This window comes from Burkholderia semiarida, from assembly GCF_029268935.1.
GTDB classification, from domain to species: domain Bacteria; phylum Pseudomonadota; class Gammaproteobacteria; order Burkholderiales; family Burkholderiaceae; genus Burkholderia; species Burkholderia semiarida.
On sequence record NZ_JAHLCL010000005.1, the window covers coordinates 1,016,263 to 1,042,835 of the forward strand.

The following is a 26,573-nucleotide window of genomic DNA, read 5'->3' on the forward strand; positions in this document are numbered from 1 at the left end:
GGCCTCCTGGGGTCAAACGGAACGGCCGGCGCGAAGCCGGCCGTCGACACGGAGTATGCGCGCTCAGCGCGCGCCGCGCACGCGCCGCAGCTCGTCGTAGACCAGCAGCACCGCGCCCACCGTGATCGCGGAATCGGCGAGGTTGAACGCCGGGAAGTGCCACGCGCCGAGATGGAAATCGAGGAAGTCGATCACGTGACCGTAGACGAGCCGGTCGATCACGTTGCCGAGCGCGCCGCCGAGGATCAGCGCGAGCGACAGGCTGAACAGGCGTTGCTGGCCGTGACGGCGCAGCAGGAAGCAGATCACGAGCGTCGCACCGATGCCGAGCGCGGTGAACGCCCAGCGCTGCCAGCCGCTCGCGGCCGACAGGAAGCCGAACGCGGCGCCGCGGTTGTACACCAGCACGAGATTGAAGAACGACGTCAGCGCATGCTGCGCGCCGTACGCGAACGTTTTCAGGATCGCGATCTTCGACAACTGGTCGAACAGGATCACGATCAGCGAAATGCCGAGCCAGGGCGCGAGCGCGCCGCTGGCCGGTTTCGACAGGGTCTTCGCCATATTTATGCAGCGCTCCGGATTTCGCCGTTTTCAAACAGGTTCGAGAAGCAGCGGCCGCACAGCGTCGGATGATCGGCGTGCGCGCCGACATCTTCGCGGTAGTGCCAGCAGCGTTCGCACTTCTGGTACTTCGACGCGGCCACGTCGACGCTTTCCTGCGCGTCGTCGTCGACCTTGACGACCGTCGCGGCCGACGTGATCAGCACGAACTTCAGATCGTCGCCGAGGCTCGTCAGCGCGTCGTAGCGCGCGCCGCTCGCATGCACGGCCACTTCGGCCTGCAGCGACGAACCGATGCGGTTCGCGGTGCGCGCTTCCTCGAGCGCCTTCGTCACGTTGCCGCGGACGTCGCGCAGCAGCGCCCACTTCTCGATCAGCGCGGCCGCGCCGGCAACTTCCGGATACGCATAGTAGGTCTCCGTGAAGATCGTGTCGCTCGCCGGCTGGAACACCTTCCACGCTTCTTCCGCCGTGAACGACAGGAACGGCGCGAGCACGCGCAGCAGGCCTTGCGTCAGGTGGTACAGCGCCGTTTGCGCGGAACGGCGCGCGCGCGAATCGGCGGCGCTCGTGTACAGGCGATCCTTCAGCACGTCGAGGTAGAAGCCGCCGAGATCCTCCGAGCAGTACGTCTGCAGCTTCGCGACGACCGGGTGGAACTCGTACTTCTCGTAGTGGCCGAGCAGTTCCGTCTGCAGTTGCTGCGAGAACGCGACCGCGTAGCGGTCGATCTCGAGCCATTCGTCGACCGGCACCGCGTGCTGCGCGAAGTCGAAATCCGACAGGTTCGCGAGCAGGAAGCGCAGCGTGTTGCGGATGCGGCGATAGCCTTCGGTCACGCGCTTCAGGATTTCCTCGGAGATCGCGAGTTCGCCCGAGTAGTCGGTCGACGCGATCCACAGGCGGATGATTTCCGCGCCGAGGCGGTTCGCGACTTCATGCGGGTCGATGCCGTTGCCGAGCGACTTGCTCATCTTGCGGCCTTCGCCGTCGACCGTGAAGCCGTGCGTGAGCAGGCCCTTGTACGGCGCGCGGCCGTCGAGCATCGATGCGGTGAGCAGCGACGAGTGGAACCAGCCGCGATGCTGGTCCGAGCCTTCGAGGTACAGGTCGGCGGGGAACTGCAGCTGATCCTTGTGCGAGCCGCGCAGCACGTGCCAGTGCGTCGTGCCCGAGTCGAACCACACGTCGAGCGTGTCGCGGTTCTTTTCGTACAGGTTCGCGTCGTCGCCGATCAGCTCGCGCGGGTCGAGCGATTGCCATGCCTCGATGCCCGACTGCTCGACGCGCTTCGCGACTTCCTCGAGCAACTCGAGCGTGCGCGGGTGCAGCTCGCCGGTTTCCTTGTGCACGAAGAACGCCATCGGCACGCCCCACTGGCGCTGGCGCGACAGCGTCCAGTCGGGACGGTTCGCGATCATGCTGAACAGGCGCTGCTTGCCCCACGACGGGTAGAACGCGGTCGCGTCGACGCCTTCGAGCGCCGTCTCGCGCAGCGTCTTGCCGCCGTCGCGCGGCGCCACGTCCATGCCGGCGAACCATTGCGACGTCGCGCGGTAGATGATCGGCGTCTTGTGGCGCCAGCAGTGCATGTAGCTGTGCGTGTACTTCTCGCTGCGCAGCAGCGAGCCGGCCGCGTTCAGCGCGTCGACGATCTTCGGGTTCGCGTCCCAGATCGACAGGCCGCCGAACAGCGGCAGCGACTCGATGTAGCGGCCGTCGCCCATCACCGGGTTGATGATGTCGGAATCGGTCATCCCGTGCGCCTTGCACGACTGGAAGTCCTCGATGCCGTACGCGGGCGACGAGTGCACGACGCCGGTACCCGTATCGGTCGTCACGTAGTCGCCGAGGTAGACGGGCGCGGTGCGCTGGTAGCCGGGGTGGGCCGACGCGAGCGGGTGGTGGAAGCGCAGGTTCGCGAGCTTCACGCCGGGCGCGGTCGCGACGACGCGGCCGGTCAGCTTGAAGTCGGCCATGCAGGCTTCGACGCGCTCCTGCGCGATGATCAGCAGCCCGCGCTCGGTGTCGACCAGCGCGTAGACGATTTCCGGGTGGAGGTTCAGCGCCTGGTTGGCGGGAATCGTCCACGGCGTGGTGGTCCAGATCACGATGCCGCCTTCGGCGCGCGGCAGCGCCGGCAGGCCGAACGCGTGCGCGGTCTTTTCCGGCTCCGCGAACGCGAACATCACGTCGATCGTCGGGTCGGTGCGGTCCTTGTACTCGACCTCCGCTTCCGCGAGCGCCGAGCCGCAGTCGAAGCACCAGTTCACCGGCTTCAGCCCGCGATACACGTAGCCCTTCTCGATGATCTTGCCGAGCGCGCGGATCTCTTCCGCCTCGTTCACGAAGTTCATCGTCTTGTACGGGTTGGCCCAGTCGCCGAGCACGCCCAGGCGCTTGAAGCCGACCTTCTGCTTCTCGATCTGCTCGGTCGCGTACGCGCGCGCCTTGCTCATCACTTCGGCCGCCGGCAGCGACTTGCCGAACTGCTTCTCGATCTGGATTTCGATCGGCATGCCGTGGCAGTCCCAGCCCGGCACGTACGGCGCGTCGAAGCCGGCCATGTTGCGCGACTTGACGACGATGTCCTTCAGGATCTTGTTGACCGCGTGGCCGAGGTGGATGTCGCCGTTCGCATACGGCGGGCCGTCGTGCAGGATGAACTTCGGCCGGCCCTTGCTGGCCGCGCGGATCTTGTCGTAGATGCCGCGCTCTTCCCACTCCTTGACCCACTGCGGCTCGCGCTTGGGCAGGTCGCCGCGCATCGGGAACGGCGTGTCGAGCAGGTTGACCGGATACTTGGCCTGCGGTTTCGAATCGGCTTTCTTGTTGCTCATGATGGGATCGCTATCTAAATCGGGGGACGCTCGGGCGTCGTGAATCGGGTAGGCGCGCGAGCAGGCGCGCGAGGGTGCGGCGCCAGGGCGCCGCCGTCCGGATCAGCTAATTCGGTCGGTGGCCGACGTCGCGAAGCCCGTCGCCCGGCTGCCCGGCGCACGGTCGCGCTCGACGAAGTACGCGCGCGCGTTCGCGACGTCCAGCGCGATCGCGCGCGACAGCGCCTCGAGATCGTCGAACTTCGCCTCGTCGCGCAGCTTCTTCAGGAATTCGACACGGATCAGCTTGCCGTACGCGTCGCCGTGCCAGTCGAGCAGGTGGACTTCGAGCAGCACGCGGCCCGAATCGTCGACGGTCGGACGCAGCCCGAGGCTCGCGACGCCCGGCAGCGGCTCGGGGCCGAGGCCGTGCACCTGCACGACGAAGATGCCCGCGAGCGCCGGCCGCTTGTGCGCGATCGGCAGGTTCAGCGTCGGGAAGCCGAGATCGCGGCCGAGCTTCAGCCCGTGCGCGACGTGGCCGCTGATCGCATAGCCGTGGCCGAGCGCCTGTGCGGCCGCGTCGAGATCGCCCGCGGCGAGCGACGCGCGCACGCCGGAGCTGGAAATGCGCGTGCCGTCGCTGCCGGCCACCGTGCCCATCTGCTCGACCTCGAAGCCGTGCTGCTCGCCGGCCGCCTTCAGCGTGTCGAAGGTGCCCGCGCGCTTCGCGCCGTAGCAGAAATCGTCGCCGACCATCATCCAGCGCGTGTGCAGGCCGTTCACCAGCGTGCGCTCGACGAACGCCTGCGGCGACTGGCTCGCGAACGTGTGGTTGAAGTGCTCGACGACGACGCGGTCGACACCGTGCTCGCGCAGCGCCTCGAGCTTGTCGCGCAGCATCGCGATGCGCGGCGGCGCGCCGGCCGGATTGAAGAATTCGCGCGGGTGCGGCTCGAACGTCATCACGCACACGGGCAGGCCGCGCGCGTCCGCCGCCGCGCGCACGCGCGCGAGCAGGGCCTGGTGGCCGCGATGGACACCGTCGAAGTTGCCGATCGTCAGCGCGCACGGGGCGCGGCTCTCGGCGTTGGGCAGGCCGCGGAAGACTTTCACGATAGCGGATGCAGCGTCGGGGAATGAGCGGTGGAATGCCGCAAAGCAGAAGATTATAAACGTTCGGGCGGGCCGACGGCCGAGAAGGCGGGAAACGCGAGGGCGAATGGTAAAATTCGCGGATGAAAAAACTCGTGATCCTGATTTCCGGTCGCGGCAGCAACATGGAGGCCATCGTCCGCGCGTGCGCGCAGGAACGCTGGCCGGCCGAGATTGCCGCCGTGATCGCCAACCGGCCCGATGCGGCCGGACTGGCTTTTGCCGCGTCGCACGGGGCGGCGACGGCGGTGGTCGACCACCGGTCGTTCGACGGCCGCGACAGCTTCGACGCGGCGCTCGCCGCCGAGATCGACCGTTTCTCGCCCGATCTCGTCGTCCTCGCCGGCTTCATGCGCATCCTGACGCCCGCATTCGTCAGACGATACGAAGGCCGGCTGCTCAACATCCATCCGTCGCTGCTGCCGAGCTTCAAGGGCATCCACACGCACCAGCAGGCGCTCGACGCCGGCGTCGCGCTGCATGGCGCGAGCGTGCATTTCGTCATTCCGGAGCTCGACAGCGGCGCGATCGTCGCGCAGGGCGCGGTGCCCGTGCGCGCCGGCGACGACGCGGCCGCGCTCGCGGGGCGTGTGCTGGCGGTCGAGCATGTGCTGTATCCGCGTGCGGTGCGCTGGTTCGTCGAGGGGCGGCTGCGCCTCGAGAACGGCCGCGCAGTGGTGGCGCCCGACGAGGCGCGCTGGATTTTCGCGGATCAACCGCATACCGAAACGAGTGAGGGCGTATGAAGCTGCACGGATTCCTGATCGGCCAGACCGAGACTTTGCTGGCCGAGGTGCTGAAATTCGCCGGCCCCGCCGACGCGACGACGAGCCGGTTCTTCCGTGCGCACCCGAAGCTCGGGCATGCGGAGCGCGGCGTGATCGCCGAGGCCGTGTTCGCGGTGCTGCGCCGGAAGATGGAGTTTTCGCATCTGGCCGAGAGCGGCACCGGCACGCCCGCGCGGCGCCTCACGCTGCTGGGCCTGATGCAGACGGTCGGTCGCAATGCGCTGAAGCCGTTCCTGTCCGACACCGAGTCGGCATGGCTCGAACACGTGTCGAAGATCGATCCGGCGAGCCTGCCGGTGCGCATCCGCACGAACCTGCCCGACTGGATTCACCAGGCGCTGTCGGCCCGTTTCGACGCCGAGGAGCTCGCGCAGCTCGCCGCCGCGCTGAACTACCCGGCGCCGCTCGACCTGCGTGCCAACGCGCAGAAGGCGACCCGCGACCAGGTGATCGACGCGCTGCGCGCGAGCGGCATCGATGCGGGCGCGACGCCGTTCGCGCCGTTCGGCGTGCGCGTGGTCGGCAAGCCGGCGCTGACGCGCCTGAAGCTGTTCGAGGAAGGCGCGATCGAGGTGCAGGACGAAGGCAGCCAGCTGCTGTGCTCGCTGGTCGCGCCGCGGCGCGGCGAAATGGTCGTCGATTTCTGCGCGGGCGCGGGCGGCAAGACGCTCGCGCTCGGCGCGATGATGCGCTCGACGGGGCGCCTCTATGCGTTCGACGTGTCGGAGAAGCGCCTCGCGAAGCTGAAGCCGCGCCTCGCGCGCAGCGGGCTGTCGAACGTGAACCCGGTGCTGATCGACAGCGAGCACGACGCGAAGGTCAAGCGGCTCGCCGGCAAGATCGACCGCGTGCTGGTCGACGCGCCGTGCAGCGGCCTCGGCACGCTGCGCCGCAATCCCGACCTGAAGTGGCGCCAGACGCGCACCGCGATCGACGAGCTGACGCCGAAGCAGGCGTCGATCCTCGCGAGCGCCGCGCGCCTCGTGAAGAAGGGCGGCCGGCTCGTCTACGCGACCTGCAGCGTGCTCGATGCCGAGAACGAGCGCATCGTCGAACAGTTCCTCGCCGATCATCCCGAGTTCGTGCTGGTGCCGGCGCAGAAGGTGCTGGCCGACCAGCGCGTCGAACTCGAGACGGGCGACTACCTGTCGCTGTGGCCGCACCGTCACGCGACGGACGGCTTCTTCGCCGCGGTGCTCGAACGCCGCGCCGCGCAGTAACGGCTGGCCGGACGGACGATGGAGAGTCTGCAGAGCCGCCTGCTGTCGCGCCGGCTGGCATCGGTGATTCGCGATTTCCACCAGCCGGTGATGATCTGGCAGGCGGCGATTCTCGTCGGTGCGCTGTGTCTCGCGTGGGTGGCCGCGCGCTTCGTGCACGCTCGGATCGATGCGCGGCGCCGGGCAGCCGGACGCGCGCCGGGCGCGGGCGCGCAAAGCCTGAAGCGTGCGTTGTTTCCGTTGTTCGGCGGCGTGTTCGTCGGCGGCGCGCAGCTCGCGTTCGAGCCGTTCATGTCGACGTCGCTGCTGTCGCTCGCGCTCGTGCCGCTGTTCGGCATCGGGCTGATCTACGTGCTGTTCTTCTTCGCGCGGCGCGTGTTCGCGCGCGACGGCCACACGCACGCGTGGCTGTCGGTCGTCGAGAAGATCGTGTCGACCGTCGTGTGGGCCGCGATGGTGATGACCGTGCTCGGCATCCAGCGCGACGTGCTCGGCTGGCTCGACAGCGTGCAGTTCCGGGTCGCGACCGCGCACCTCACGCTGCTGTCGGTGATCTCCGGCGCGCTGTGGGTGTGCGTGACGCTGATGGTCGCGATGTGGCTCGGCTCGGTGCTCGAGGATCGCCTGTCGCGCGCGAGCACGCTCGACGCGAACCTGAAGGTCGTGCTGTCGCGGGTCGGCCGCGCGCTGCTCGTGTTCGCGGCGATCCTGATCGGGTTGTCGCTCGTCGGTATCGACGTGACGGTGCTCGGCGTGTTCGGCGGCGCGGTGGGCGTCGGCCTCGGGTTCGGGCTGCAGAAGATCGCGAGCAACTACGTGTCGGGCTTCATCATCCTGCTCGACCGCTCGCTGCGGCTCGGCGATGCGATCAGCGTCGGCGGGCTGCAGGGCGTCGTCACGCAGATCCGCACGCGCTACACGGTCGTGCGCGGCCTCGACGGCAACGAGACGCTGATCCCGAACGAGAAGCTGATCACCGACGTCGTGCAGAACCAGTCGTCGTACCTGACGCGCGGCTACGCGAAGGTCGCGGTGCAGGTCGCCTACACGAGCGACGTCGAGCAGGCACTCGCATTGCTTGCCGAAGCCGCGAAGGACGTGCCGCGCGTGCTGGCCGAGCCGGCGCCGACGCCGTACCTCGCGAGTTTCGGCGCGGACGGGATCGACCTGGAGCTGGGTTTCTGGATCGAGGATGCGGCGAAAGGCACGTCGGGCGTGCGCTCGAGCGTGAACCGCAACATCTGGCGGCTGTTCGGCGAGCACGGGATTTCCATTCCGTTTCCGCAGCGCGAAGTGCGCGTGGTCGGACTGCCGGACGGCTTTCCCGCGGCCGGCGCGGCGGCCGGGCGCGATCCGGCTGCCGCCAACGGTGCGCTGGGCGCGCGCGCGCCGGCGGCATAGCGCTCGCGGCCGGTCAATCGTACCGATTTCGCGGTCGAAACCGGATCGCAGGCCTTTCCCAGTCCGCCCATGGACCGCGCGGATTGCGTGAGGGCAAGAAAATGTTCATTTTTTACAAAGACTTGGAACGGTTGAAGTAAAATTCTGGTCTACACGCGGTATGCTTTCATTCTTCTGACGCCAACGGGCGTCGCTCTCATCACAGGTAACTGCCTTGTTGAATTCCCTGCTCGATTTTCTTTCCCACGGGCTCCTGCATTTTTCGTGGTGGCAGGTCGCGTTGTTCGCGCTCGCCGTCACGCACGTCACGATCATCGGCGTGACGGTCTACCTGCACCGCTGCCAGGCGCACCGCGCGCTGGAGCTGCATCCGATCGCGAGCCATTTCTTCCGCCTGTGGCTGTGGATGACCACCGGCATGCTGACCGGCCAGTGGGCCGCGATTCACCGCAAGCATCACGCGAAGTGCGAGACCGAGGAAGATCCGCACAGCCCGCAGACGCGCGGCATCTGGAAGGTGTTCCTCGAGGGCGCCGAGCTGTATCGCGCGGAAGCGAAGAACGAAGAGACGATGCGCAAGTTCAGCCACGGCACGCCGAACGACTGGATCGAACGCAACGTCTACTCGAAGTACCCGATTCTCGGCGTGAGCCTGATGATGGTCATCGACGTCGCGCTGTTCGGCGTGCTCGGCCTGACCGTGTGGGCCGTGCAGATGGTGTGGATTCCGTTCTGGGCGGCGGGCGTCGTCAACGGCTTCGGTCACTTCTGGGGCTATCGCAACTTCAACTCGGCCGACGCGAGCACGAACCTGTTCCCGTGGGGCATCGTGATCGGCGGCGAGGAACTGCACAACAACCACCATACGTTCGCGACGTCGGCGAAGCTGTCGAACAAGTGGTACGAGTTCGACATCGGCTGGATGTACATCCGCATCATGTCGGCATTCGGTCTCGCGAAGGTGAAGAAGGTCGCGCCCACGCCGCGTCTGAACAAGCCTAAGACGGTGCTCGACCAGGAAACGCTGCAGGCCGTGCTGTCGAACCGCTACGAAGTGATGGCTCGCTACGGCAAGGCCGTCAAGCGTGCCTACCGCCAGGAGCTCGCGCACCTGAAGGAACTCGGTTCGAGCGAGAAGTACCAGCTGATGCGCAGCGCGCGCAAGTGGTTCCACAAGGACGCCGACGGCCTCGACGAGCCGCAGAAGAAGCTGCTGCCGGAAATCTTCGCGAACAGCCAGAAGCTGCATACGTACTTCCAGCTGCGCCAGGATCTCGCCGCGATCTGGGACCGTTCGACCGCGTCGCGCGAACAGCTTCTCGCGCAATTACAGGATTGGTGCCATCGCGCAGAACAAAGCGGCATCAAGGCGCTGCAGGAATTCGCGACGCGCCTGCGCCGCTACGCCTGATTCGAAATCGATTAGAATCTCAGGACGTCACAAACCCCGCGTTGGCGGGGTTTTTTCATTTGGGCGGCTGGTTTTTGCAGGATGGCCCAGGCGCCGGAATTGGTGTGAAGTTTGGGTGCCGCGTCAGGGCCGAAAAACCGCTCACACCGACCGCGAAGCATGGACCCAAGTAAGCGCTAAAGCGCTAACTTGGGCCGACCGCGAAGCATGGGACCCAAGTAAGCGCTGAAGCGCTAACTTGGGTCGACAGGAGATATGGAGATGCAATCGACGATCAAATCCGTCGAGTACGACCGGCCGGTGTCGGCAGGCACCGTCTGTAGCGTCGGGCAAGCATGGGCCAAGGTGCCCGATGCGCCGTCCGCCGAGGAGCGCGCTGCGCTGAAGGCGCGCATCAAGACATTGCTCACCCGTGAAAAGGCCGTGCTCGTCGCCCACTACTACGTGGATGCCGAACTGCAGGAACTGGCCGACGAAACGGGCGGCTGCGTGGCGGATTCGCTCGAAATGGCCCGCTTCGGCCGCGATCACGACGCGCAGACGCTGGTCGTCGCCGGCGTGCGCTTCATGGGCGAGACCGCGAAGATCCTGAGCCCGAACAAGCGCATCCTGATGCCCGATCTCGACGCGACCTGTTCGCTCGACCTCGGCTGCCCGGTCGACGAATTCTCGGCATTCTGCGATGCGCATCCGGACCGTACCGTGGTCGTCTACGCGAACACCAGCGCGGCCGTGAAGGCGCGCGCGGACTGGATGGTCACGTCGTCGATCGGCCTCGAGATCGTGGCCGACCTGCACGCGCGCGGCGAAAAGATCATCTGGGCGCCGGACCGCCATCTCGGCAGCTATATCCAGAAGAAAACCGGCGCCGACATGCTGCTGTGGCAGGGCTCGTGCCTCGTCCACGACGAGTTCAAGGGCATCGAGCTCGACCTGCTGCGCGCCGAATATCCGGACGCGAAGGTGCTCGTGCATCCGGAATCGCCGGAAAACGTCGTCGCGCAGGCCGACGTCGTCGGCTCGACCACGCAGCTGATCGACGCGGCCGTCAAGTTCGACGCGAAGCGCTTCATCGTCGCGACCGACCTCGGCATCCTGCACAAGATGCAGCTTGCCGCGCCCGGCAAGACTTTCATCGCCGCGCCGACGGCCGGCAACAGCGCGACCTGCAAGAGCTGCGCGCACTGCCCGTGGATGGCGATGAACGGCCTCGCGAACCTCGCCGACGTGCTCGAGCGCGGTCACAACCAGATCTTCGTCGATCCCGCGATCGGCGAACGCGCGCGCTTGCCGATCGACCGGATGCTCGAATTCGCGGCCGCGCACAAGAAGCGCGTGCAGGCGAGCGGCGACCTGCAGCGCGACCAGCAGCTGTTCGCGAACGTGGGGGCCGCATGAGCAACGCCGTCTCCCCGCTGTTCGACGCCGTCCGCGCCCAATACGGGGCGGCATTCGACGAAGCGATCGCGCGCAACGTGGCCGACGCGATCGCCGAGGACGTCGGTGCCGGCGACCAGACCGGGCGGCTCGTGCCGGCCGCCGAGCGCCGCCGTGCGCGGATCATCGTGCGCGAGGAAGCCGTGCTGTGCGGCGTGCCGTGGTTCGAGGCCGTGATCGCGCGGATCGATCCGTCGATCGTCGTGCAATGGCGCTATCGCGAAGGCGACCGGATGATGCCCGATTCGGCCGTGTGCGAACTCGAGGGGCCGGCGCGCGCGTTGCTGACGGCCGAGCGCAACGGGCTGAACTTCCTGCAGCTGCTGTCGGGCGTCGCGACGGCGACGCGCCGTTACGTCGATCGTGTCGAAGGTACGCGCGCGAAGATCCTCGATACGCGCAAGACGCTGCCGGGGCTGCGGCTCGCGCAGAAGTACGCGGTCCGGGTGGGCGGCGGCGAGAACCAGCGTCTCGCGCTGTACGACGGCATCCTGATCAAGGAGAACCACATCGCGGCGGCAGGCGGCGTCGGTGAAGCCCTCGATGCGGCGTTCGCGCTCGAATCGGGCGTGCCGGTGCAGATCGAAGTCGAGACGCTTGCGCAGCTCGACACGGCACTCGCGCATGGCGCGCAATCGGTGCTGCTCGACAACTTCACGCTGGACATGATGCGCGAAGCGGTACGCGTCGCGGCCGGCAAGGCCGTGCTCGAAGTGTCCGGGGGCGTCAATTTCGATACGGTGCGCACGTTCGCGGAGACGGGCGTCGATCGCATCTCGATCGGCGCGCTGACGAAGGACGTGCGGGCGACGGACTATTCGATGCGGATCGTCGACTGACCGATTCGCGTCCGATCGGACAAAAAGGCCGTTGGCGCGCAAACGCCAACGGCCTTTTTCTTGTGCGGCCGCAGCCGGGAAGGGCGGCGCGCCGCTTAGCGGCGCGAGCGCGGCGTGAGCACGCTCGGCAGCGCCTTCGGCAGCGTATGCGGCCAGTCGCGGCTGTAGTGCAGCCCGCGGCTTTCGCGGCGCGAGTACGCGCTCTTCACGATCAGCGTTGCCACGTCGACGAGGTTGCGCAGTTCGAGCAGATCGCGCGTCACGCGGAAGTTCGCGTAGTACTCGTGGATTTCGTCGCGCAGCAGCGACAGCCGGTGCTTCGCGCGTTCGAGACGCTTGTCGGTGCGCACGATGCCGACGTAGTTCCACATCAGGCGGCGCAATTCGTCCCAGTTGTGCGCCACGACGACTTCCTCGTCCGCGTCCGACACGCGGCTTTCGTCCCAGGCGGGCAGCGCGGCCGGCGTGTCGGCGTCGAAGCCGGCGGCCTCGATCGCCCCGGCTGCCGCGCGGCCGATCACGAGACATTCGAGCAGCGAGTTGCTCGCGAGCCGGTTCGCGCCGTGCAGCCCCGTGTACGACGTTTCGCCGACCGCATACAGGCCGGCGAGATCGGTGCGGCCCGCGAGATCGGTGACGACGCCGCCGCACGTATAGTGCGCGGCCGGCACGACGGGGATCGGCTGTTTCGCGATGTCGATGCCGAATTCGAGGCAGCGCGCATGGATCGTCGGGAAGTGCTCGCGCAGGAATGCTTCCGGCTGATGGCTGATGTCGAGATACACGCAGTCGATCCCGCGCTTCTTGATCTCGAAGTCGATCGCGCGTGCGACGATGTCGCGCGGCGCGAGCTCGGCGCGTGGATCGTGCGAGGGCATGAAGCGCGTACCGTCGGGCAGCTTCAGCAGGCCGCCTTCGCCGCGCACGGCTTCCGAAATCAGGAACGATTTCGCGTATGGATGGAACAGGCAGGTGGGGTGGAACTGGATGAATTCCATGTTCGACACGCGGCAGCCGGCACGCCATGCCATCGCGATGCCGTCGCCGGTCGCGGTATCGGGGTTCGTCGTGTACAGGTAGACCTTGCCCGCGCCACCGGTGGCGAGTACCGTGTGCGGCGCCTCGATCGTGATCGTGCGGTCGTTGTCGACGTCGAGCGCATACAGGCCGTGGCAGCGGCGGCCGGGCAGCCCGAGCCGGTCCGACGTGATCAGGTCGATCGCGTGGTGGTTTTCGAGGAACGTGATGTTCGGATGCTGGCGCGCCCGCTCCGACAGTGTCGCGAGCACCGCATGGCCGGTCGCATCGGCCGCATGGATGATCCGGCGGTGGCTGTGACCGCCTTCGCGCGTCAAGTGAAAGCCGAGTTCGGCCGCGTCGTCCTTCGTGAATGGCACGCCTTGCGAGATCAGCCATTCGATCGCTTCGCGGCCGTGCTCGACGATGTAGCGCGTCGCGCCTTCGTCGCACAGGCCGCCACCGGCGACCAGCGTGTCGTCGACGTGGTTCTCGATGCTGTCCGCCGAGTCGAGGACCGCTGCGATGCCGCCCTGCGCGTTATCGCTCGCCCCCTCCATCATCGAACGTTTCGCGATCAGCGCGACACGTCGCGTGCTGGCCAGATTGAGTGCGACCGACAGCCCTGCCAGGCCGCTGCCGACGATCGCCACGTCGAATTTCATGCTGCATCTCCATCGTTACGCTTTTTGATCTTGCGTTCCGTCGGCTGTCGCCGCGGAAAGGGGAGAGCATACCGCGTCGGGGGCCCGCGCGTGCGCGCAAAACAAAAAGCCCCGCATGTGCGGGGCTTTTCGGTCACCGTCAAGCTGGCAGAAACCGGAGATTACTTGATCTTGGTTTCTTTGTATTCCACATGCTTGCGGACGACGGGATCGAACTTCTTGATCGCCATCTTTTCCGGCATGTTGCGCTTGTTCTTCGTGGTCGTGTAGAAGTGACCCGTACCAGCGGTCGACTCGAGCTTGATCTTGTCGCGGGCGCCTTTTGCCATGATTGTGCTCCTTGGGCTTAGGCTTCGCCGCGTGCGCGCAGGTCAGCGAGCACGGAATCGATGCCGTTCTTGTCGATCAGGCGCAGGCCGGCGTTCGAGACGCGCAGACGCACCCAGCGGTTTTCGCTCTCCACCCAGAACCGGCGGTTTTGCAGGTTCGGCAGGAAGCGGCGCTTCGTCTTGTTGTTGGCGTGGGAAACGTTGTTGCCGCTCATCGGCGCTTTCCCAGTTACTTGGCATACGCGTGCCATGAGAGCACTCCTAATACGCTAAATTCGGGGTTCGATCGCCGGTGAAGGTTCCATCGCACCGCCACGTGATCCATGGCTGCACTCAGAACGCCGTAGCCCTTACAGACAAGGCCCTTCGATGGCTAGAACTGGTTGGAAAAAAGACAGACGGCGATTCTAGCAGAAAAAGTTCAGAAAAATCAAACCTAATTTCGCTTCGCCGTTGCGGCGCCCTGGGACGGGCCGCCGCGCCACAGTCTACAGCCAACCGGCCCGCGCGAACGAGAAAGTATCGCTGACGCCGACGACGACGTGATCGAGCAGCCGCACGTCGACGAGCTCGAGCGCGTCTTTCAGCACGCGCGTCAGGCGGCGGTCTTCCGCGCTCGGCTGCACCGCGCCCGACGGATGGTTGTGCGCGACGATCAGCGCCGCAGCGTTCTGTTGCATCGCGCGGCGCACGATCTCGCGCGGATAGACGGCCATCCGCGTGAGCGAGCCGCGCGCGAGTTCCTCCATGTCGATCATGCGGTTGCGGGCGTCCAGATAGACCGCGACGAATACTTCGTGCGGGAGCGTGCCGATCTTCATTCGCAGGCAATCCTCGACGGCGCCTGGCGAATCGATCTGCATGCCGTCCCGTGCCTTCTCCTCCAGCATGCGCCGGGCGATCTCGGTGACCGCGACCAGCCGCGCGGAGCGCGCGGGGCCGATGCCGGGGTGCGCCTCGAAATCGTCGGCGCCCGCTTCGAGCAATCCGCGCAGCGACTTGTACTGCTTGATCAGATCGCGGGCGATGACGAATACGTCGTGACCGGGCTTGCCCGTGCCGAGCAGCAGCGCGATCAGTTCGTCGTCGGTCAGCGCGGCCGGCCCGCGTTCCAGCAGCCGCTCGCGCGGCCGCTCCGGCCGCCAGTCGCCCGGGCGGCGCCTGCGCCGGTTGATAGGGATGACGCGGGCGGGCGGATCGGCCGGCGCATCGGTGGTGTCGCGGCATTCGGCCGACGGCAGGATGAGGCGGGGTGACAGCATGGTCTGAACTCCATTGGCGGCGGGCGGCGTGCGCGACGTCGTCGCACTTTCCGCCTTGCACGCTCAGGTGACTTACAATATTGGCTTTGCGCCGGGCCATTCGGCCGTAGCGGGCGCCGACCGAACGAGTAATTCATGAGCCTCATCGATCTATCCGAAGTGAAGCCCGGTTCCCACGTCACGTTGCATTACCGGCTGGCACTGGCCGACGGCGCCGACATCGTCAACACCTTCTCGGACAAGCCGGCCACGCTGTTGCTGGGCGCGGGGCAACTGGCGCCGTCGCTGGAACAGATTCTGCTCGGGCTCAGGCTCGGCGACCACTCGACTTTTCAGCTAGCGCCCGATCAGGGGTTCGGCCCCCGCAATCCCGACATGCTTCAGCGCGTGACGCTGTCGACGCTGCGCGAGAACGGGATGGTCGGCGACGATTTCACGCCGGGCGAGCTCATCGAGTTCAACGCACCGGATGGCGGCCGCTACGCGGGGGTGCTGAAGGAAGTCAGCGAGACCTCGGCGCTGTTCGACTTCAATCATCCGCTCGCGGGCCAGGCGCTCACGTTCGAAGTGAAAATCATCGGAATCCTGTAATCATGAGTACCACCGATACGCTGTCCGCGCAGACCGTCGCCGCCGACGCCGAAATCCTGCTGGCCCAGCCGCGCGGTTTCTGCGCGGGCGTCGACCGCGCGATCGAGATCGTCGAGCGCGCCATCGCGATGCACGGTGCGCCGATCTACGTGCGTCACGAAATCGTCCACAACAAGTACGTGGTCGAGGATCTGAAGAAGAAGGGCGCGATCTTCGTCGAGGAGCTCGAGGAAGTGCCGGCCGGCAACACCGTGATCTTCAGTGCGCACGGCGTGTCGAAAGCCGTCCGCGACGAGGCGGACGTGCGCGGGTTGCGCATTTACGACGCAACCTGCCCGCTCGTCACGAAGGTGCACGTCGAAGTGGCGAAGATGCGCCAGGACGGCGTCGACATCGTCATGATCGGGCACAAGGGCCATCCCGAGGTCGAAGGCACGATGGGCCAGGTCGAGCGGGGCATGCACCTCGTCGAAAGCGTCGAGGACGTGCAGAAGCTCGAGCTCGCCGATCCCGAGCGCATCGCGCTCGTCACGCAGACGACGCTGTCCGTCGACGACGCGGCCGAGATCATCGGCGCGCTGAAGGCGAAGTATCCGAAGATCCGCGAGCCGAAGAAGCAGGACATCTGCTACGCGACGCAGAACCGGCAGGATGCGGTGAAGTTCATGGCGCCGCAATGCGACGTCGTGATCGTGGTCGGCAGTCCGAACAGCTCGAACTCGAGCCGGCTGCGGGAAGTGGCCGAAAAGCGCGGGGTGGCCGCGTACATGGTCGATGCGCCGGATCAGATCGATCCGGCATGGGTTGCCGGCAAGCGCCGCATCGGCGTGACGGCCGGCGCGTCGGCGCCCGAAGTGCTCGCCCAGGCCGTGATCGCCCGGCTGCGCGAGCTCGGCGTGCGCAACGTCCGCGCACTCGAGGGCATCGAGGAAAACGTGTCGTTTCCGCTGCCGCGCGGGTTGAACCTGCCGCCCGCGGCCTGATTGCCGCATCGCACCCTGCGGAATACCGAAGCGCGCCCGTCGGCGCGCTTTTTTTGTGCCTCGAAATTCACATCGCAACCGTTATTCCCAAGCGTGGTGCAACCCGGTTGCTCCGAGCGCGCCCAATCGTGTCTCAAAATTGGTTGCAATGCAGGAAAACCCCATCGAATCAGGATTATTGGCGTCCTATAAATGGAGTTACAATGCGCCCGTTTTCAAGCCGGAATGGCTTTGAAACGGGTTTTGGCAAGGCGCGGGAGACCATTCGATGCATGTGAAGTTGGCTTACGCCGTGTCCGTCGCCGCACCGGTTGCAATGTTTGCCGGCTGCAGCAAAAAGAGCGACGGCGGGGCGGCCAGGGAGGCTGCGGTGTACGCGGCACCGGCGGCCACCGGCGTGCGCGTCGCCGGAACCGGACCTGCGGCGCCATCGGCGCGCCGTATCGCGCAACTGGGCAGGGACAAGGAAAACGGGGCACGTTTGACGATCGAGGAAATCAACACGCATGGCCTGGCGATCGGGCCGGCAGCGGACATGCAGGTTGTAGCGCGGCAAGGGGCGGGTCCACGGATGGCGGACGATCGCGGCGCTGCCGGTAGCGTGCCGAAGCCATTGTCTCCCCTTCAATTCGATTCGACGAAACAGCGTGCTGCCGCGACCGACCGTGTCGCGGTGCGCAGCCTGGTTCGTACGATGGATTCCGATGCAGTCCTGACGAAAGTCGGGCGCGCCCGTCGCAACGCCTTCCCGGGCGACGCGGCGCGGAATCCGACCCGTCCTGGCGCGATGCTTGCATGGCACTGGACGGGCCAAGGCACGGATGCCGGGAAACCGGATGACGGCCGTCTCGGCATGCTGCCCCACGACTTCAAGGAGGCCACGAACACCGTCCTCGACGTCGTGACGATTTAGCGACGGGACTCATGACGGCACCGGAACAGTGCGGTGCCGTTTTTGTATCCGCTCCGGCGGCAGGTCCGGCCGTACAGGCCGGGCGGCGCGCGCCGGGACGATCCACCCTTACCGGTATCGACTAGTACCCGCAGTGCCGCCGAGAAGGCGCGATTCCTCGCTTACCCGCGGGGCGCAACGTCCTCCGGCAGCACGGGCCAAGGAGCTTTAAATGGATATTTTCGTCCAGCAGGTTCTCAACGGGCTGGTGCTCGGCAGTGTGTACGCCATCATCGCGTTGGGATACACGATGGTGTACGGCATTCTCGGCATCATCAACTTCGCGCACGGCGACGTGCTGATGATCGGCGCGATGGTCGCGCTGTCGGCCATCACCGTGCTGCAGAACCACTTTCCCGGACTCGGCAACGTCGCGACGCTGACGATCGGCCTGGGCATCGCCGCGGTCGTCTGCGCGTTCGTCGGCTTCACGATCGAGCGCGTCGCGTACCGGCCGTTGCGCCGCGCGCCGCGCCTCGCCCCGCTGATCACCGCGATCGGCGTGTCGATCCTGCTGCAGACGGCCGCGATGATCATCTGGTCGCGCAACCCGCTGCCGTTCCCGCAATTGCTGCCGACCGACCCGATCAACGTGATCAAGGCCACCGACACGACGCCCGGCGCCGTGATCTCGGTCACCGAAATCGTGATCATCGCGGTTGCGTTCATCGTGATGGGCGGCCTGCTGCTGCTCGTGCACAAGACCAAGCTCGGCCGCGCGATGCGCGCGATCGCCGAAAGCCCGAATACGGCAAGCCTGATGGGCGTGAACCCGAACTTCGTGATCTCCGCGACGTTCATGATCGGCTCCGCGCTCGCCGCGCTGGCCGGCGTGATGATCGCGTCCGAATACGGCAACGTGCACTTCTACATGGGCTTCATCCCCGGCATGAAGGCGTTCACGGCCGCGGTGCTCGGCGGGATCGGCAACCTCGGCGGCGCGATGGTCGGCGGCGTGCTGCTCGGCCTGATCGAGCAGCTCGGGGCCGGCTACATCGGCAACCTCACGGGCGGCGTGTTCGGCAGCAACTACCAGGACGTGTTCGCCTTCGTCGTGCTGATCATCGTGCTGGTGTTCCGTCCGTCGGGCCTGCTGGGCGAACGTGTCGCGGACCGCGCGTAACGGAAGGGGAGCAAACAACATGACATCCATTCAACCGATCGAATCGTCGACGTCGCTCGTCGAAGAGCGCAACACCGCCAAGACCGTCGTCATCGGCCTCCTCACTGCCGTCCTCGTGATCGCCGCGCCGATCGTGATCGGCTCGGCCGGCGGCAACTACTGGGTCCGCGTGCTCGACTTCGCAATGCTGTACGTGATGCTCGCGCTGGGCCTGAACGTGGTGGTGGGCTTCGCCGGCCTGCTCGACCTCGGCTACATCGCGTTCTACGCGGTGGGCGCCTATACGGCCGCGCTGCTGAGCTCGCCGCACCTGACCTCGCAGTTCGAGTGGATCGCGGCGCTCGCGCCGAACGGGCTGCACGTGCCGTTCCTGATCATCGTGCCGATCGCGATGGCGCTCGCGGCGACCTTCGGGATCCTGCTCGGCGCGCCGACGCTGCGCCTGCGCGGCGACTACCTGGCGATCGTCACGCTCGGCTTCGGTGAAATCGTCCGGATCTTCATGAACAACCTCGACCGTCCGGTGAACATCACCAACGGCCCGAAGGGGATCACGGGCATCGATCCGGTGCACGTCGGCGGCTTCAACCTGTCGCAGACGCACTCGCTGTTCGGCTTCCAGCTGCCGTCGGTGTACATGTACTACTACCTGTTCGTGCTCTGCTCGCTGCTGGTGATCTGGGTGTGTACGCGTCTGCAGCACTCGCGTATCGGCCGCGCGTGGGCCGCGATCCGCGAAGACGAGATCGCCGCGAAGGCGATGGGCATCAACACCCGTAACGTGAAGCTGCTCGCGTTCGCGATGGGCGCGTCGTTCGGCGGCCTGTCGGGCTCGATGTTCGGCGCGTTCCAGGGTTTCGTGTCGCCCGAGTCGTTCACGTTCTGGGAATCGATCGTCGTGCTCGCCTGCGTGGTGCTGGGCGGCATGGGCCACATCCCGGGCGTGATCCTGGGTGCGGTGCTGCTCGCGATTTTCCCGGAATTCCTGCGCTCGACGATGAGCCCGCTGCAGCATGCGCTGTTCGGTCATGACATCGTCGATACGGAAGTGATCCGTCAGGCGCTGTACGGCCTCGCGATGGTCATCATCATGCTGTACCGCTCGGAAGGCCTGTGGCCCGCGCCGAAGCATGAGGACAAGATCGCGAAACTGGCGAAGCGCAACAGCAAGAAGCCGGTGCGCGCTTAACCTACGGACAAGGGGATAACCACATGAGCGACAAGCAAATCCGACTGTCCGTCTCGGGCGTGAACAAGCGCTTCGGCGGGCTGCAGGCGCTGTCCGACGTCGGCCTGCAGATCAAGGAAGGCGAGATCTACGGGCTGATCGGCCCGAACGGCGCCGGCAAGACCACGTTCTTCAACGTGATCACGGGCCTCTACACGCCGGACTCCGGCGACTTCAAGCTGGACGGCCAGAACTACACGCCGACGGCCGTGCACCAGGTGGCCAAGGCCGGCATCGCGCGCACGTTCCAGAACATCCGCCTGTTCGGCGGGATGACGGCGCTCGAGAACGTGATGGTGGGCCGCCACGTGCGCACCAAGCACGGGCTGCTCGGCGCGGTGTTCCAGACGCCGGCCGAACGCCAGGAAGAGCGCGAGATCAAGGAACGCGCGATCGAGCTGCTCGACTACGTCGGCGTGCTGCAGTACGCCGACTACACGTCGCGCAACCTGTCGTACGGTCACCAGCGTCGTCTGGAAATCGCCCGTGCACTGGCCACCGACCCGAAGCTGCTCGCGCTCGACGAGCCGGCAGCCGGGATGAACGCGACCGAGAAGGTCGAACTCACGCGCCTGCTCGACAAGATCCGCTCGGACGGCCGCACGATTCTGCTGATCGAGCACGACGTGAAGCTCGTGATGGGGCTGTGCAACCGGATGACGGTGCTCGATTACGGCAAGGTGATCGCCGAGGGTCTGCCGCAGGACGTGCAGAAGAATCCGAAGGTGATTGAGGCATATCTCGGCGCAGGGGTGCACTGATGGCAGCGGCAATGTTGAAAATCAAGGGCTTGCAGGTCAACTACGGCGGCATTCAGGCCGTCAAGGGCGTTGACATGGAAGTCCGTCAGGGCGAGCTCGTGACGCTGATCGGTGCGAACGGCGCCGGCAAGACCACGACGATGAAGGCGATCACGGGCCTGAAGCCGTACTCGGCGGGCGACATCGAGTACGACGGCACGTCGATCAAGGGCATTCCGCCGCACGAGCTGCTCAAGCGCGGCCTGGCGATGGTGCCGGAAGGCCGCGGGATCTTCGCGCGGATGTCGATCATCGAGAACATGCAGATGGGCGCGTACCTGCGCAACGACAACGAGCAGATCAAGAAGGACGTCGACCGGATGTTCGGCTTCTTCCCGCGCCTGAAGGAGCGGGCGACGCAGCTCGCGGGCACGCTGTCGGGCGGCGAGCAGCAGATGCTGGCGATGTCGCGCGCGATTCTGTCGAAGCCGAAGCTGCTGCTGCTCGACGAGCCGTCGATGGGCCTGTCGCCGATCATGGTCGAGAAGATCTTCGAAGTGGTGCGCGAGATCTCGAAGGAGGGCATCACGGTGCTGCTGGTCGAGCAGAACGCACGCCTCGCGCTGCAGGCGGCCGACCGCGGCTACGTGATGGATTCGGGCATGGTCACGATGGAAGGCGACGCGAAGCAGATGCTCGACGATCCGAAGGTGCGCGCCGCGTATCTGGGCGAGTAAGCGATCGAATGAACGGGGCGCGGCCGCGCATGGCGCAGCCGGGCTGTCGAAAAGCCGTCACGGGAAACCGTGGCGGTTTTTTTTCGTGTGGCGGGATTCCGATCGTGCCGACCGACGCGCTCGGCGATCCGCTGCCGGACGCGGGGCCGATCACGCGCCGAATCGCGCCGCGGCCGGCGGCGGTCTTACGCGGCCGGCAGCGTCTTGCCGAACGAGATGCGCTCCTCGACGCGATAGCCGAGCGCCGCATAGAAGCGGCATGCGTCGTCGTTGCCGGGCAGCACCTGCAGGTTGATCTTCAGGCAGCCGCGCGCGGCGAGCGCGCGTTCCGCATGCGCGATCAGCGCACGGCCGACGCCGAGCCGGCGCGCGTCGTTCGCGACGCCGAACGAGTAGAGCCAGCCGCGATGTCCGTCGAAACCGGCCATCAGCGTGCCGACGACGCGCGCCCCGCAAGTCGCGACGAAGAACAGTTCCGGCTGCGTGGCGAGCTTCAGCTCGATCGATCGCAGCGGATCGCGGTGCGGCGGCGCGCCGGCTTCGTCGTAATGCGGGAACGCGTCGCGCCATACCGCGAGCACGGCATCGGTGTCGGCGCGTTCGAACGGGCGGATAGCGACAGCATCGGCGGCGGCATCCATCGCGGCGGTCTCCTTACAGCGTGTCGAGGATCGACCGCAGCATCGCCATCATCTGGTCGATCTCGTCGGTCGTCACGTTCAGCGCGGGCATGAAGCGCAGCAGGTTCGGCCGTGCGGCGTTCAGCAGCAGGCCGTCGGGCTGCATGTCGCGCGCCTTCTCGACGATCTGCGGGCCGATGTCCTTGCCGAGCAGCAGCGCGCGCAGCAGACCTTCGCCGCGTTCGCCCTCGAAGCCGCGTTCTTCCGACAGCTCGAGCAGCTTGCGCTTCAGATACTCGCCGCGCGCGCGCACGCCTTCGAGGAAGCCGGGCGCGACGAGCTGCGAGATCACCGAATGGCCGACCGCCGTCATCAGCGGGTTGCCGTTGTACGTGCCGCCCTGGTCGCCGGCCTCGAACACCGCGACGTCGGCCTTCGACAGCAGCGCGCCGAGCGGTGCGCCGCCGCCGATGCCCTTCGCGAGCGTCATGACGTCCGGCTCGATGCCGGACAGCTCGTACGCGAACAGCGTGCCCGCGCGGCCGCAGCCGCTCTGCACTTCGTCGACGATCAGCAGCAGGTTGTGCTGCTTCGTCAGCGCGCGCAGCGCCTGCATGAATTCGCGCGTCGCCGGGATCACGCCGCCTTCGCCCTGGATCGGCTCGAGCATCACGGCGACGGTCTTGTCGGTGATCAGCTTCTCGACCGAGTTGATGTCGTTCAGCTCGGCCTTCGGGAAGCCCGGCACCTGCGGCGCGTAGATCGTGTCCCAGCCCGGCTTGCCGCTGGCCGACATCGTCGCGAGCGTGCGGCCGTGGAAGCTGTGGTCGAACGTGATGATCTCGTACGCGCCGTTCTTGAACTTGCGGCCCCACTTGCGCGCGAGCTTGATCGCGCCTTCGTTCGCCTCGGCGCCGCTGTTCGTGAAGAACACCTTGTCGAACACGCTGTGCTGCGTGAGCAGGCCCGCGAGTTTCGCCATCGGCTCGTTGTAGAACGCCGGCGACGGGTTCAGCAGCTTTTCGGCCTGCGTCTTCAGCGCTTCGACGATGCCGTCGTTGCAGTGGCCGAGGCTGTTGACCGCCCAGCCCTGGATGAAGTCCAGATAGCGCTTGCCCGTGTGATCGTAGAGCCACGAACCCTTGCCGTGCGTAAACACGATGTCGGGGCGGTTCGTGATGTACATCAGCGAGTCGATCGGGTAATCGTTCAGGGGCATGGCAGCAGACTCCAGCGGGCGTTGAAAGGGAAACGGGCAATAAAAAAGCCACGGAAGGCCGTGGCTGGTGGGTCGAACAGCTTGTGCGTAACCGGTGAAGCGGAGGAGGGTTACGCGCGAGTCCGTGACGAGCCGGCGGCATCCGGGCGGAGCGGCGAGCGGCGACGTCGGAGAGCGGACAGGAAGCGGTTCATGTGCGCAAGCATAAGGCATCCCGCGCCCCACTGTAAACCGCCGCGATGCCACGGATGTGACACGGGCGGCGCGCAGCGGGGCGCGTTCAGGCGCCCGGCGCTCAGACCGGATGCGCGAGATCGGCGGCGCTCGTGAACGAGTCCGCGTAGAACTCGTCGGCCGGCAGCGCGTGGTGCTGCGTGAAATCGCGCTGCGCGGATTCGACCATCACGGGCGCGCCGCACGCGTACACCTGGTGGCCGGACAGATCGGGCAGGTCCTCGATCACCGCGCGATGGACGAAGCCCGTGCGGCCGGTCCACTGGTCGGCGTCGTCCGGTTCGGAGAGGACCGGCACGTACTTGAAGTTCGGGATCTCGCGCGCCCATTGCTCGGCGAGCTCGGCGAGGTAGATGTCCTTCTTGCGGCGCGCGCCCCAGTAGAGCGTCATCGGGCGCGTGATGCCCGAATGCTTCACGTGCTCGATGATCGCCTTGATCGGCGCGAAGCCGGTGCCCGACGCGAGCAGCACGATCGGCTTGTCGGAATCCTCGCGCAGGAAGAACGTGCCGAGCGGGCCTTCGAAGCGCAGGATGTCGCGCTCCTTCATCGCGCCGAACACGTGGTCGGTGAACTTGCCGCCCGGCATGTGGCGGATGTGCAGCTCGATCGGGCCTTCCTCGTGCGGCGCGTTCGCCATCGAGTAGCTGCGGCGCGAGCCGTCCTTCAGGATGAACTCGACGTACTGGCCCGCGAGGTACTGCAGGCGTTCGTTGGCAGGCAACTGCAGCTTCACGACCATCACGTCGTCCGCCTTGCGTTCGAGCGCGGCGATCCGGCACGGCAGCTTCTTGACCTGCACGCCGTCGACGCCGGCGATTTCTCGCACGTCGATCTCGAGATCGCATTGCGCCTTCGAGCAGCACAGCAGCGCGAGGCCGCGCGTGCGTTCGTCGTTGGACAGCGCCGACGCGGCGTGCGGGCCCTGTTCGATCTGGCCCGACACGATCTGGCCCTTGCAGGAGCCGCACGCGCCGTTCTTGCAGCCGTACGGCAGGTGGACGTTCTGGCGCAGCGCGGCCGCCAGCACGGTTTCGTCCGACTCGACCTGGAATTGCCGGCCGCTTTGCTTGAGAGTGACGTTGAATGCCATAGAACCAAACTAGAACAAAATGGGGGGACCGTGCATGTCGCGCACGGCAGCTACAATGCAAAACCGTTGCGCGTCGCGCAACGGCGGCTACTGAATCTCGCAACCAACATGATCGCGACACGAATCCTGCGCCGGCCGCGCGTATTGATCGTCGGCTGCGGCGACGTCGGCATGCGCTGCGTCGCGCAATGGCGTGACGCGCGCCCCGACCTGCGCATCCTCGCGCTGACGAGCCACCCGGCTCGCCGCAGCGAATTGCGCGCCGCGGGCGCGACGCCGATCGTCGGCGATCTCGATCGCCCGGCGACGCTCCGTCGCGTCGCGGGCGTCGCCCGCACGATCCTGCATCTCGCGCCGCCGCCATCCGACGGCCACGACGACCGGCGCACGCGTGCGCTGATCGCCGCAACGTCCATGCCCGCGCGTCGGCCGTCTCCGACGGCACCGGCGGTCGGCCGGCTGCGACGGCTGCGCACCGCGGCGCGACAGGCCGGCGCGCCCGTTCGGGCAGCGCGTATTGTACCCGACGGTCTTCGCGCGCCGAGGCTCGTCTACGCCAGCACGACGGGCGTCTACGGCGACTGCGGCGGCGCGCGCATCGACGAAACGCACCCGCTGCGCCCCGCGAACCCGCGCGCGTTCCGGCGCGTGTCGGCCGAGCGGCAACTGCGTGCGGCGACGGTGCGCGGCGTGCTGTCCGCGCGCATCGTGCGCATTCCGGGCATCTACGCGGCGAACCGTCTGCCGGTCGCGCGGCTCGAGCGCGGCACGCCGGCGCTCGAGCCGGCCGACGACGTCTACACGAACCACATCCACGCGGACGATCTCGCGGCGATCCTGCGTCGGGCGGCCGAGCGCGGCAAGCCGGCGCGCGTCGTGCACGCGTCGGACGACACCGAACTGCGGATGGGAGAGTATTTCGACCGGGTCGCGCAGGCGCTGGGCCTGCCGAGGCCGCCGCGCGTGAGCCGCGCGGACGCCGAACGCCTGCTCGAGCCGACGCTGCTGTCGTTCATGCGCGAGTCGCGGCGCCTGTCCAACGCACGGCTCAAGGCCGAATTGTGCGTGACGTTGCGCTATCCGACCGTAGACGATTTCCTTCAAACGCTCGCGCCGGGCAGCGCGTCAGGTGAGCGCCGGTAACGCCTCGATCAGCAGGAAGCACAGCAGCGCACCGATCAGCGCGCCGATCAGGTTCGGGTGATATTTGTGCTTCAGATGCATCATGGCCAGCAGCCCGCCGATCACGATGACGCCGATGACCGCGAACGCGATCATCACGGACGACAGTTCGAAAGAATGGTTGATGTTCATGATGTCTCCCCCCTGCATCGCCGCTCTTGCAGCTTGTGATTTCAGTATAGCGGGGGAACCTGCGGCCGAGAGGCGGCCGGACACCGAACGGTCGTGCGGATTTTCCCTTACAGGGTTTCGACGGGATTGCGCAGCGCGGAAAGGTCGGCTTCGTCGAGCCAGCGCCATGCGCCGGGCGCGAGATCGGCCGGCAGCGTGAAGCCGCCGATGCTTTCGCGGTGCAGCAATTCGACGCGGTTGCTCGCTGCCGCGACCATCCGCTTGACCTGGTGGTACTTGCCTTCGAGGACGGTCAGCGCGAGCGTGTGCGGGGCGCGGGCGTCGGCGGCGACGGCCGCGATCGGCTTCGGCTCGCCATGCAGTTGCACGCCGGTGCGCAGCGCGTGCAGTTGCGTGTCGTCGAGCGGGTGGCGCACGGTCGCGACGTAGGTCTTCGGCACCTTGCGCTTCGGCGACGTGTACGCGTGCACGAACTGGCCGTCGTCCGACAGCAGCAGCAGGCCGGTCGTGTCCTGGTCGAGCCGCCCGACGCACTGCACGCCGCGCGCGACGAGCGGCGCCGGCAGCAGGCTGAACACGCTCGCATGGTGCTGCGGATCGCGCGAACACTCGTAGCCGGCCGGCTTGTTGAGCGCGAGATACGCGCGCGCATGGAACGGCCATGCGGCCTCGTCGACCTCGAACACGAGGTCGTCGGTGTCGAAGATGGCGTCCGGGTCGGTCACGGCGGCGCCCGCGACGGCGACGCGGCCCGCCTCGATCAGGCCGCGGCACTGGCGGCGCGAGCCGAAGCCCTGGGTGTAGAGAATGCTTTCGAGATCCATAGCGCGCG

26 protein-coding genes are annotated in these 26,573 nt (G+C 66.7%); 14 read left to right on the forward strand and 12 right to left on the reverse strand.

Going from position 1 to position 26,573, the window contains the following annotated elements; all coding sequences use genetic code 11:
* Positions 1 to 63: 63 nt before the first annotated feature.
* The 3 genes from lspA to KPB06_RS11400 form a co-directional block, all read right to left on the reverse strand.
* Positions 64 to 564, reverse strand: a complete 501-nt coding sequence (lspA, locus tag KPB06_RS11390; RefSeq protein ID WP_059576859.1) for a signal peptidase II — start codon at positions 562 to 564, stop codon at positions 64 to 66.
* 2 nt (positions 565 to 566) lie between these two features.
* The gene (ileS, locus tag KPB06_RS11395) at positions 567 to 3,404 is read right to left on the reverse strand and encodes an isoleucine--tRNA ligase (RefSeq protein ID WP_059576856.1); all 2,838 of its coding nucleotides are present in this window, start codon (positions 3,402 to 3,404) and stop codon (positions 567 to 569) included.
* Positions 3,405 to 3,506: 102 nt separating this feature from the next.
* On the reverse strand, positions 3,507 to 4,499 hold the full coding sequence (locus KPB06_RS11400; RefSeq protein WP_059576853.1) for a bifunctional riboflavin kinase/FAD synthetase: 993 nt from the start codon (positions 4,497 to 4,499) through the stop codon (positions 3,507 to 3,509).
* A 122-nt stretch (positions 4,500 to 4,621) separates the two neighbouring features.
* Here KPB06_RS11400 and purN point away from each other — a divergent pair, with 122 nt between their 5' ends.
* The 6 genes from purN (at position 4,622) to nadC (ending at position 11,634) form a co-directional block, all read left to right on the forward strand.
* Positions 4,622 to 5,284, forward strand: coding sequence for a phosphoribosylglycinamide formyltransferase (purN, locus tag KPB06_RS11405; protein ID WP_059576850.1), 663 nt, complete (start codon positions 4,622 to 4,624; stop codon positions 5,282 to 5,284).
* Positions 5,281 to 6,546 carry an RsmB/NOP family class I SAM-dependent RNA methyltransferase gene (locus KPB06_RS11410; protein WP_059576847.1) on the forward strand — a complete coding sequence of 422 codons (1,266 nt, stop codon included), beginning with the start codon at positions 5,281 to 5,283 and terminating at the stop codon, positions 6,544 to 6,546. The genes purN and KPB06_RS11410 overlap by 4 nt, the downstream gene beginning before the upstream one ends.
* A gap of 18 nt (positions 6,547 to 6,564) precedes the next feature.
* The gene (locus tag KPB06_RS11415) at positions 6,565 to 7,947 is read left to right on the forward strand and encodes a mechanosensitive ion channel family protein (protein ID WP_059576844.1); all 1,383 of its coding nucleotides are present in this window, start codon (positions 6,565 to 6,567) and stop codon (positions 7,945 to 7,947) included.
* A gap of 214 nt (positions 7,948 to 8,161) precedes the next feature.
* Entirely contained in the window at positions 8,162 to 9,358 is a 1,197-nt protein-coding gene (locus KPB06_RS11420) for a DesA family fatty acid desaturase (protein WP_059576842.1), read from the forward strand.
* A gap of 261 nt (positions 9,359 to 9,619) precedes the next feature.
* The gene (gene nadA / locus KPB06_RS11425; protein WP_059576914.1) at positions 9,620 to 10,756 is read left to right on the forward strand and encodes a quinolinate synthase NadA; all 1,137 of its coding nucleotides are present in this window, start codon (positions 9,620 to 9,622) and stop codon (positions 10,754 to 10,756) included.
* Entirely contained in the window at positions 10,753 to 11,634 is an 882-nt protein-coding gene (gene nadC, locus KPB06_RS11430) for a carboxylating nicotinate-nucleotide diphosphorylase (protein WP_059576839.1), read from the forward strand. The genes nadA and nadC overlap by 4 nt, the downstream gene beginning before the upstream one ends.
* 95 nt (positions 11,635 to 11,729) lie before the next feature.
* Here nadC and nadB read toward each other — a convergent pair whose 3' ends face one another.
* The 4 genes from nadB to radC form a co-directional block, all read right to left on the reverse strand.
* Positions 11,730 to 13,316 (reverse strand): L-aspartate oxidase, encoded by a 1,587-nt coding sequence (nadB, locus tag KPB06_RS11435; protein ID WP_059576836.1) that lies wholly within the window; start codon positions 13,314 to 13,316, stop codon positions 11,730 to 11,732.
* Between the two features lie 161 nt (positions 13,317 to 13,477).
* Complete coding sequence (rpmG, locus tag KPB06_RS11440; protein WP_006478046.1) at positions 13,478 to 13,645, reverse strand: 50S ribosomal protein L33; 168 nt, start codon at positions 13,643 to 13,645, stop codon at positions 13,478 to 13,480.
* Between the two features lie 17 nt (positions 13,646 to 13,662).
* The gene (gene rpmB, locus KPB06_RS11445; protein WP_004186391.1) at positions 13,663 to 13,896 is read right to left on the reverse strand and encodes a 50S ribosomal protein L28; all 234 of its coding nucleotides are present in this window, start codon (positions 13,894 to 13,896) and stop codon (positions 13,663 to 13,665) included.
* Positions 13,897 to 14,133: 237 nt separating this feature from the next.
* Positions 14,134 to 14,907 carry a RadC family protein gene (gene radC / locus KPB06_RS11450; protein WP_059646221.1) on the reverse strand — a complete coding sequence of 258 codons (774 nt, stop codon included), beginning with the start codon at positions 14,905 to 14,907 and terminating at the stop codon, positions 14,134 to 14,136.
* Between the two features lie 135 nt (positions 14,908 to 15,042).
* On the opposite strand from radC, the gene KPB06_RS11455 reads away from it, so the two are divergent.
* From KPB06_RS11455 to KPB06_RS11485, 7 genes are all read left to right on the forward strand, one after another.
* Positions 15,043 to 15,498 carry an FKBP-type peptidyl-prolyl cis-trans isomerase gene (locus KPB06_RS11455; protein WP_275905594.1) on the forward strand — a complete coding sequence of 152 codons (456 nt, stop codon included), beginning with the start codon at positions 15,043 to 15,045 and terminating at the stop codon, positions 15,496 to 15,498.
* Positions 15,499 to 15,500: 2 nt separating this feature from the next.
* Entirely contained in the window at positions 15,501 to 16,481 is a 981-nt protein-coding gene (gene ispH, locus KPB06_RS11460) for a 4-hydroxy-3-methylbut-2-enyl diphosphate reductase (RefSeq protein WP_059576830.1), read from the forward strand.
* 268 nt (positions 16,482 to 16,749) lie between these two features.
* Entirely contained in the window at positions 16,750 to 17,394 is a 645-nt protein-coding gene (locus KPB06_RS11465) for an amino acid-binding protein (RefSeq protein ID WP_089465076.1), read from the forward strand.
* A gap of 211 nt (positions 17,395 to 17,605) precedes the next feature.
* The gene (locus KPB06_RS11470) at positions 17,606 to 18,556 is read left to right on the forward strand and encodes a branched-chain amino acid ABC transporter permease (RefSeq protein WP_006478051.1); all 951 of its coding nucleotides are present in this window, start codon (positions 17,606 to 17,608) and stop codon (positions 18,554 to 18,556) included.
* A 19-nt stretch (positions 18,557 to 18,575) separates the two neighbouring features.
* Entirely contained in the window at positions 18,576 to 19,745 is a 1,170-nt protein-coding gene (locus tag KPB06_RS11475) for an ABC transporter permease subunit (RefSeq protein ID WP_059576825.1), read from the forward strand.
* 23 nt (positions 19,746 to 19,768) lie between these two features.
* Positions 19,769 to 20,545: an ABC transporter ATP-binding protein gene (locus tag KPB06_RS11480; RefSeq protein ID WP_059576822.1), complete on the forward strand. Its 777-nt coding sequence runs from the start codon at positions 19,769 to 19,771 to the stop codon at positions 20,543 to 20,545.
* Entirely contained in the window at positions 20,545 to 21,261 is a 717-nt protein-coding gene (locus KPB06_RS11485) for an ABC transporter ATP-binding protein (protein WP_059576820.1), read from the forward strand. Before KPB06_RS11480 ends, KPB06_RS11485 begins: the two co-directional genes overlap by 1 nt.
* Before the next feature lie 185 nt (positions 21,262 to 21,446).
* Here the strand turns inward: KPB06_RS11485 and KPB06_RS11490 are convergent, their stop codons facing one another.
* From KPB06_RS11490 to KPB06_RS11500, 3 genes are all read right to left on the reverse strand, one after another.
* A complete protein-coding gene (locus KPB06_RS11490) occupies positions 21,447 to 21,902 on the reverse strand; it encodes a GNAT family acetyltransferase (RefSeq protein WP_059646226.1) in 456 nt (151 codons plus the stop codon).
* A 13-nt stretch (positions 21,903 to 21,915) separates the two neighbouring features.
* The gene (locus KPB06_RS11495) at positions 21,916 to 23,100 is read right to left on the reverse strand and encodes an acetylornithine transaminase (protein WP_275905595.1); all 1,185 of its coding nucleotides are present in this window, start codon (positions 23,098 to 23,100) and stop codon (positions 21,916 to 21,918) included.
* A gap of 295 nt (positions 23,101 to 23,395) precedes the next feature.
* Positions 23,396 to 24,427 (reverse strand): CDP-6-deoxy-delta-3,4-glucoseen reductase, encoded by a 1,032-nt coding sequence (locus KPB06_RS11500; RefSeq protein ID WP_006478058.1) that lies wholly within the window; start codon positions 24,425 to 24,427, stop codon positions 23,396 to 23,398.
* 108 nt (positions 24,428 to 24,535) lie between these two features.
* Between KPB06_RS11500 and KPB06_RS11505 the strand changes: the two genes are divergently transcribed.
* The gene (locus KPB06_RS11505) at positions 24,536 to 25,570 is read left to right on the forward strand and encodes an NAD-dependent epimerase/dehydratase family protein (RefSeq protein ID WP_059646655.1); all 1,035 of its coding nucleotides are present in this window, start codon (positions 24,536 to 24,538) and stop codon (positions 25,568 to 25,570) included.
* On the opposite strand, the gene KPB06_RS11510 is transcribed toward KPB06_RS11505, so the two are convergent.
* Together KPB06_RS11510 and KPB06_RS11515 are read right to left on the reverse strand one after the other, a co-directional pair.
* Complete coding sequence (locus KPB06_RS11510; protein WP_275905596.1) at positions 25,553 to 25,741, reverse strand: hypothetical protein; 189 nt, start codon at positions 25,739 to 25,741, stop codon at positions 25,553 to 25,555. The two genes, KPB06_RS11505 and KPB06_RS11510, sit on opposite strands and share 18 nt — an antisense overlap.
* A gap of 107 nt (positions 25,742 to 25,848) precedes the next feature.
* The gene (locus tag KPB06_RS11515) at positions 25,849 to 26,565 is read right to left on the reverse strand and encodes a 16S rRNA pseudouridine(516) synthase (RefSeq protein ID WP_275905597.1); all 717 of its coding nucleotides are present in this window, start codon (positions 26,563 to 26,565) and stop codon (positions 25,849 to 25,851) included.
* Between the last annotated feature and the right edge of the window lie 8 nt (positions 26,566 to 26,573).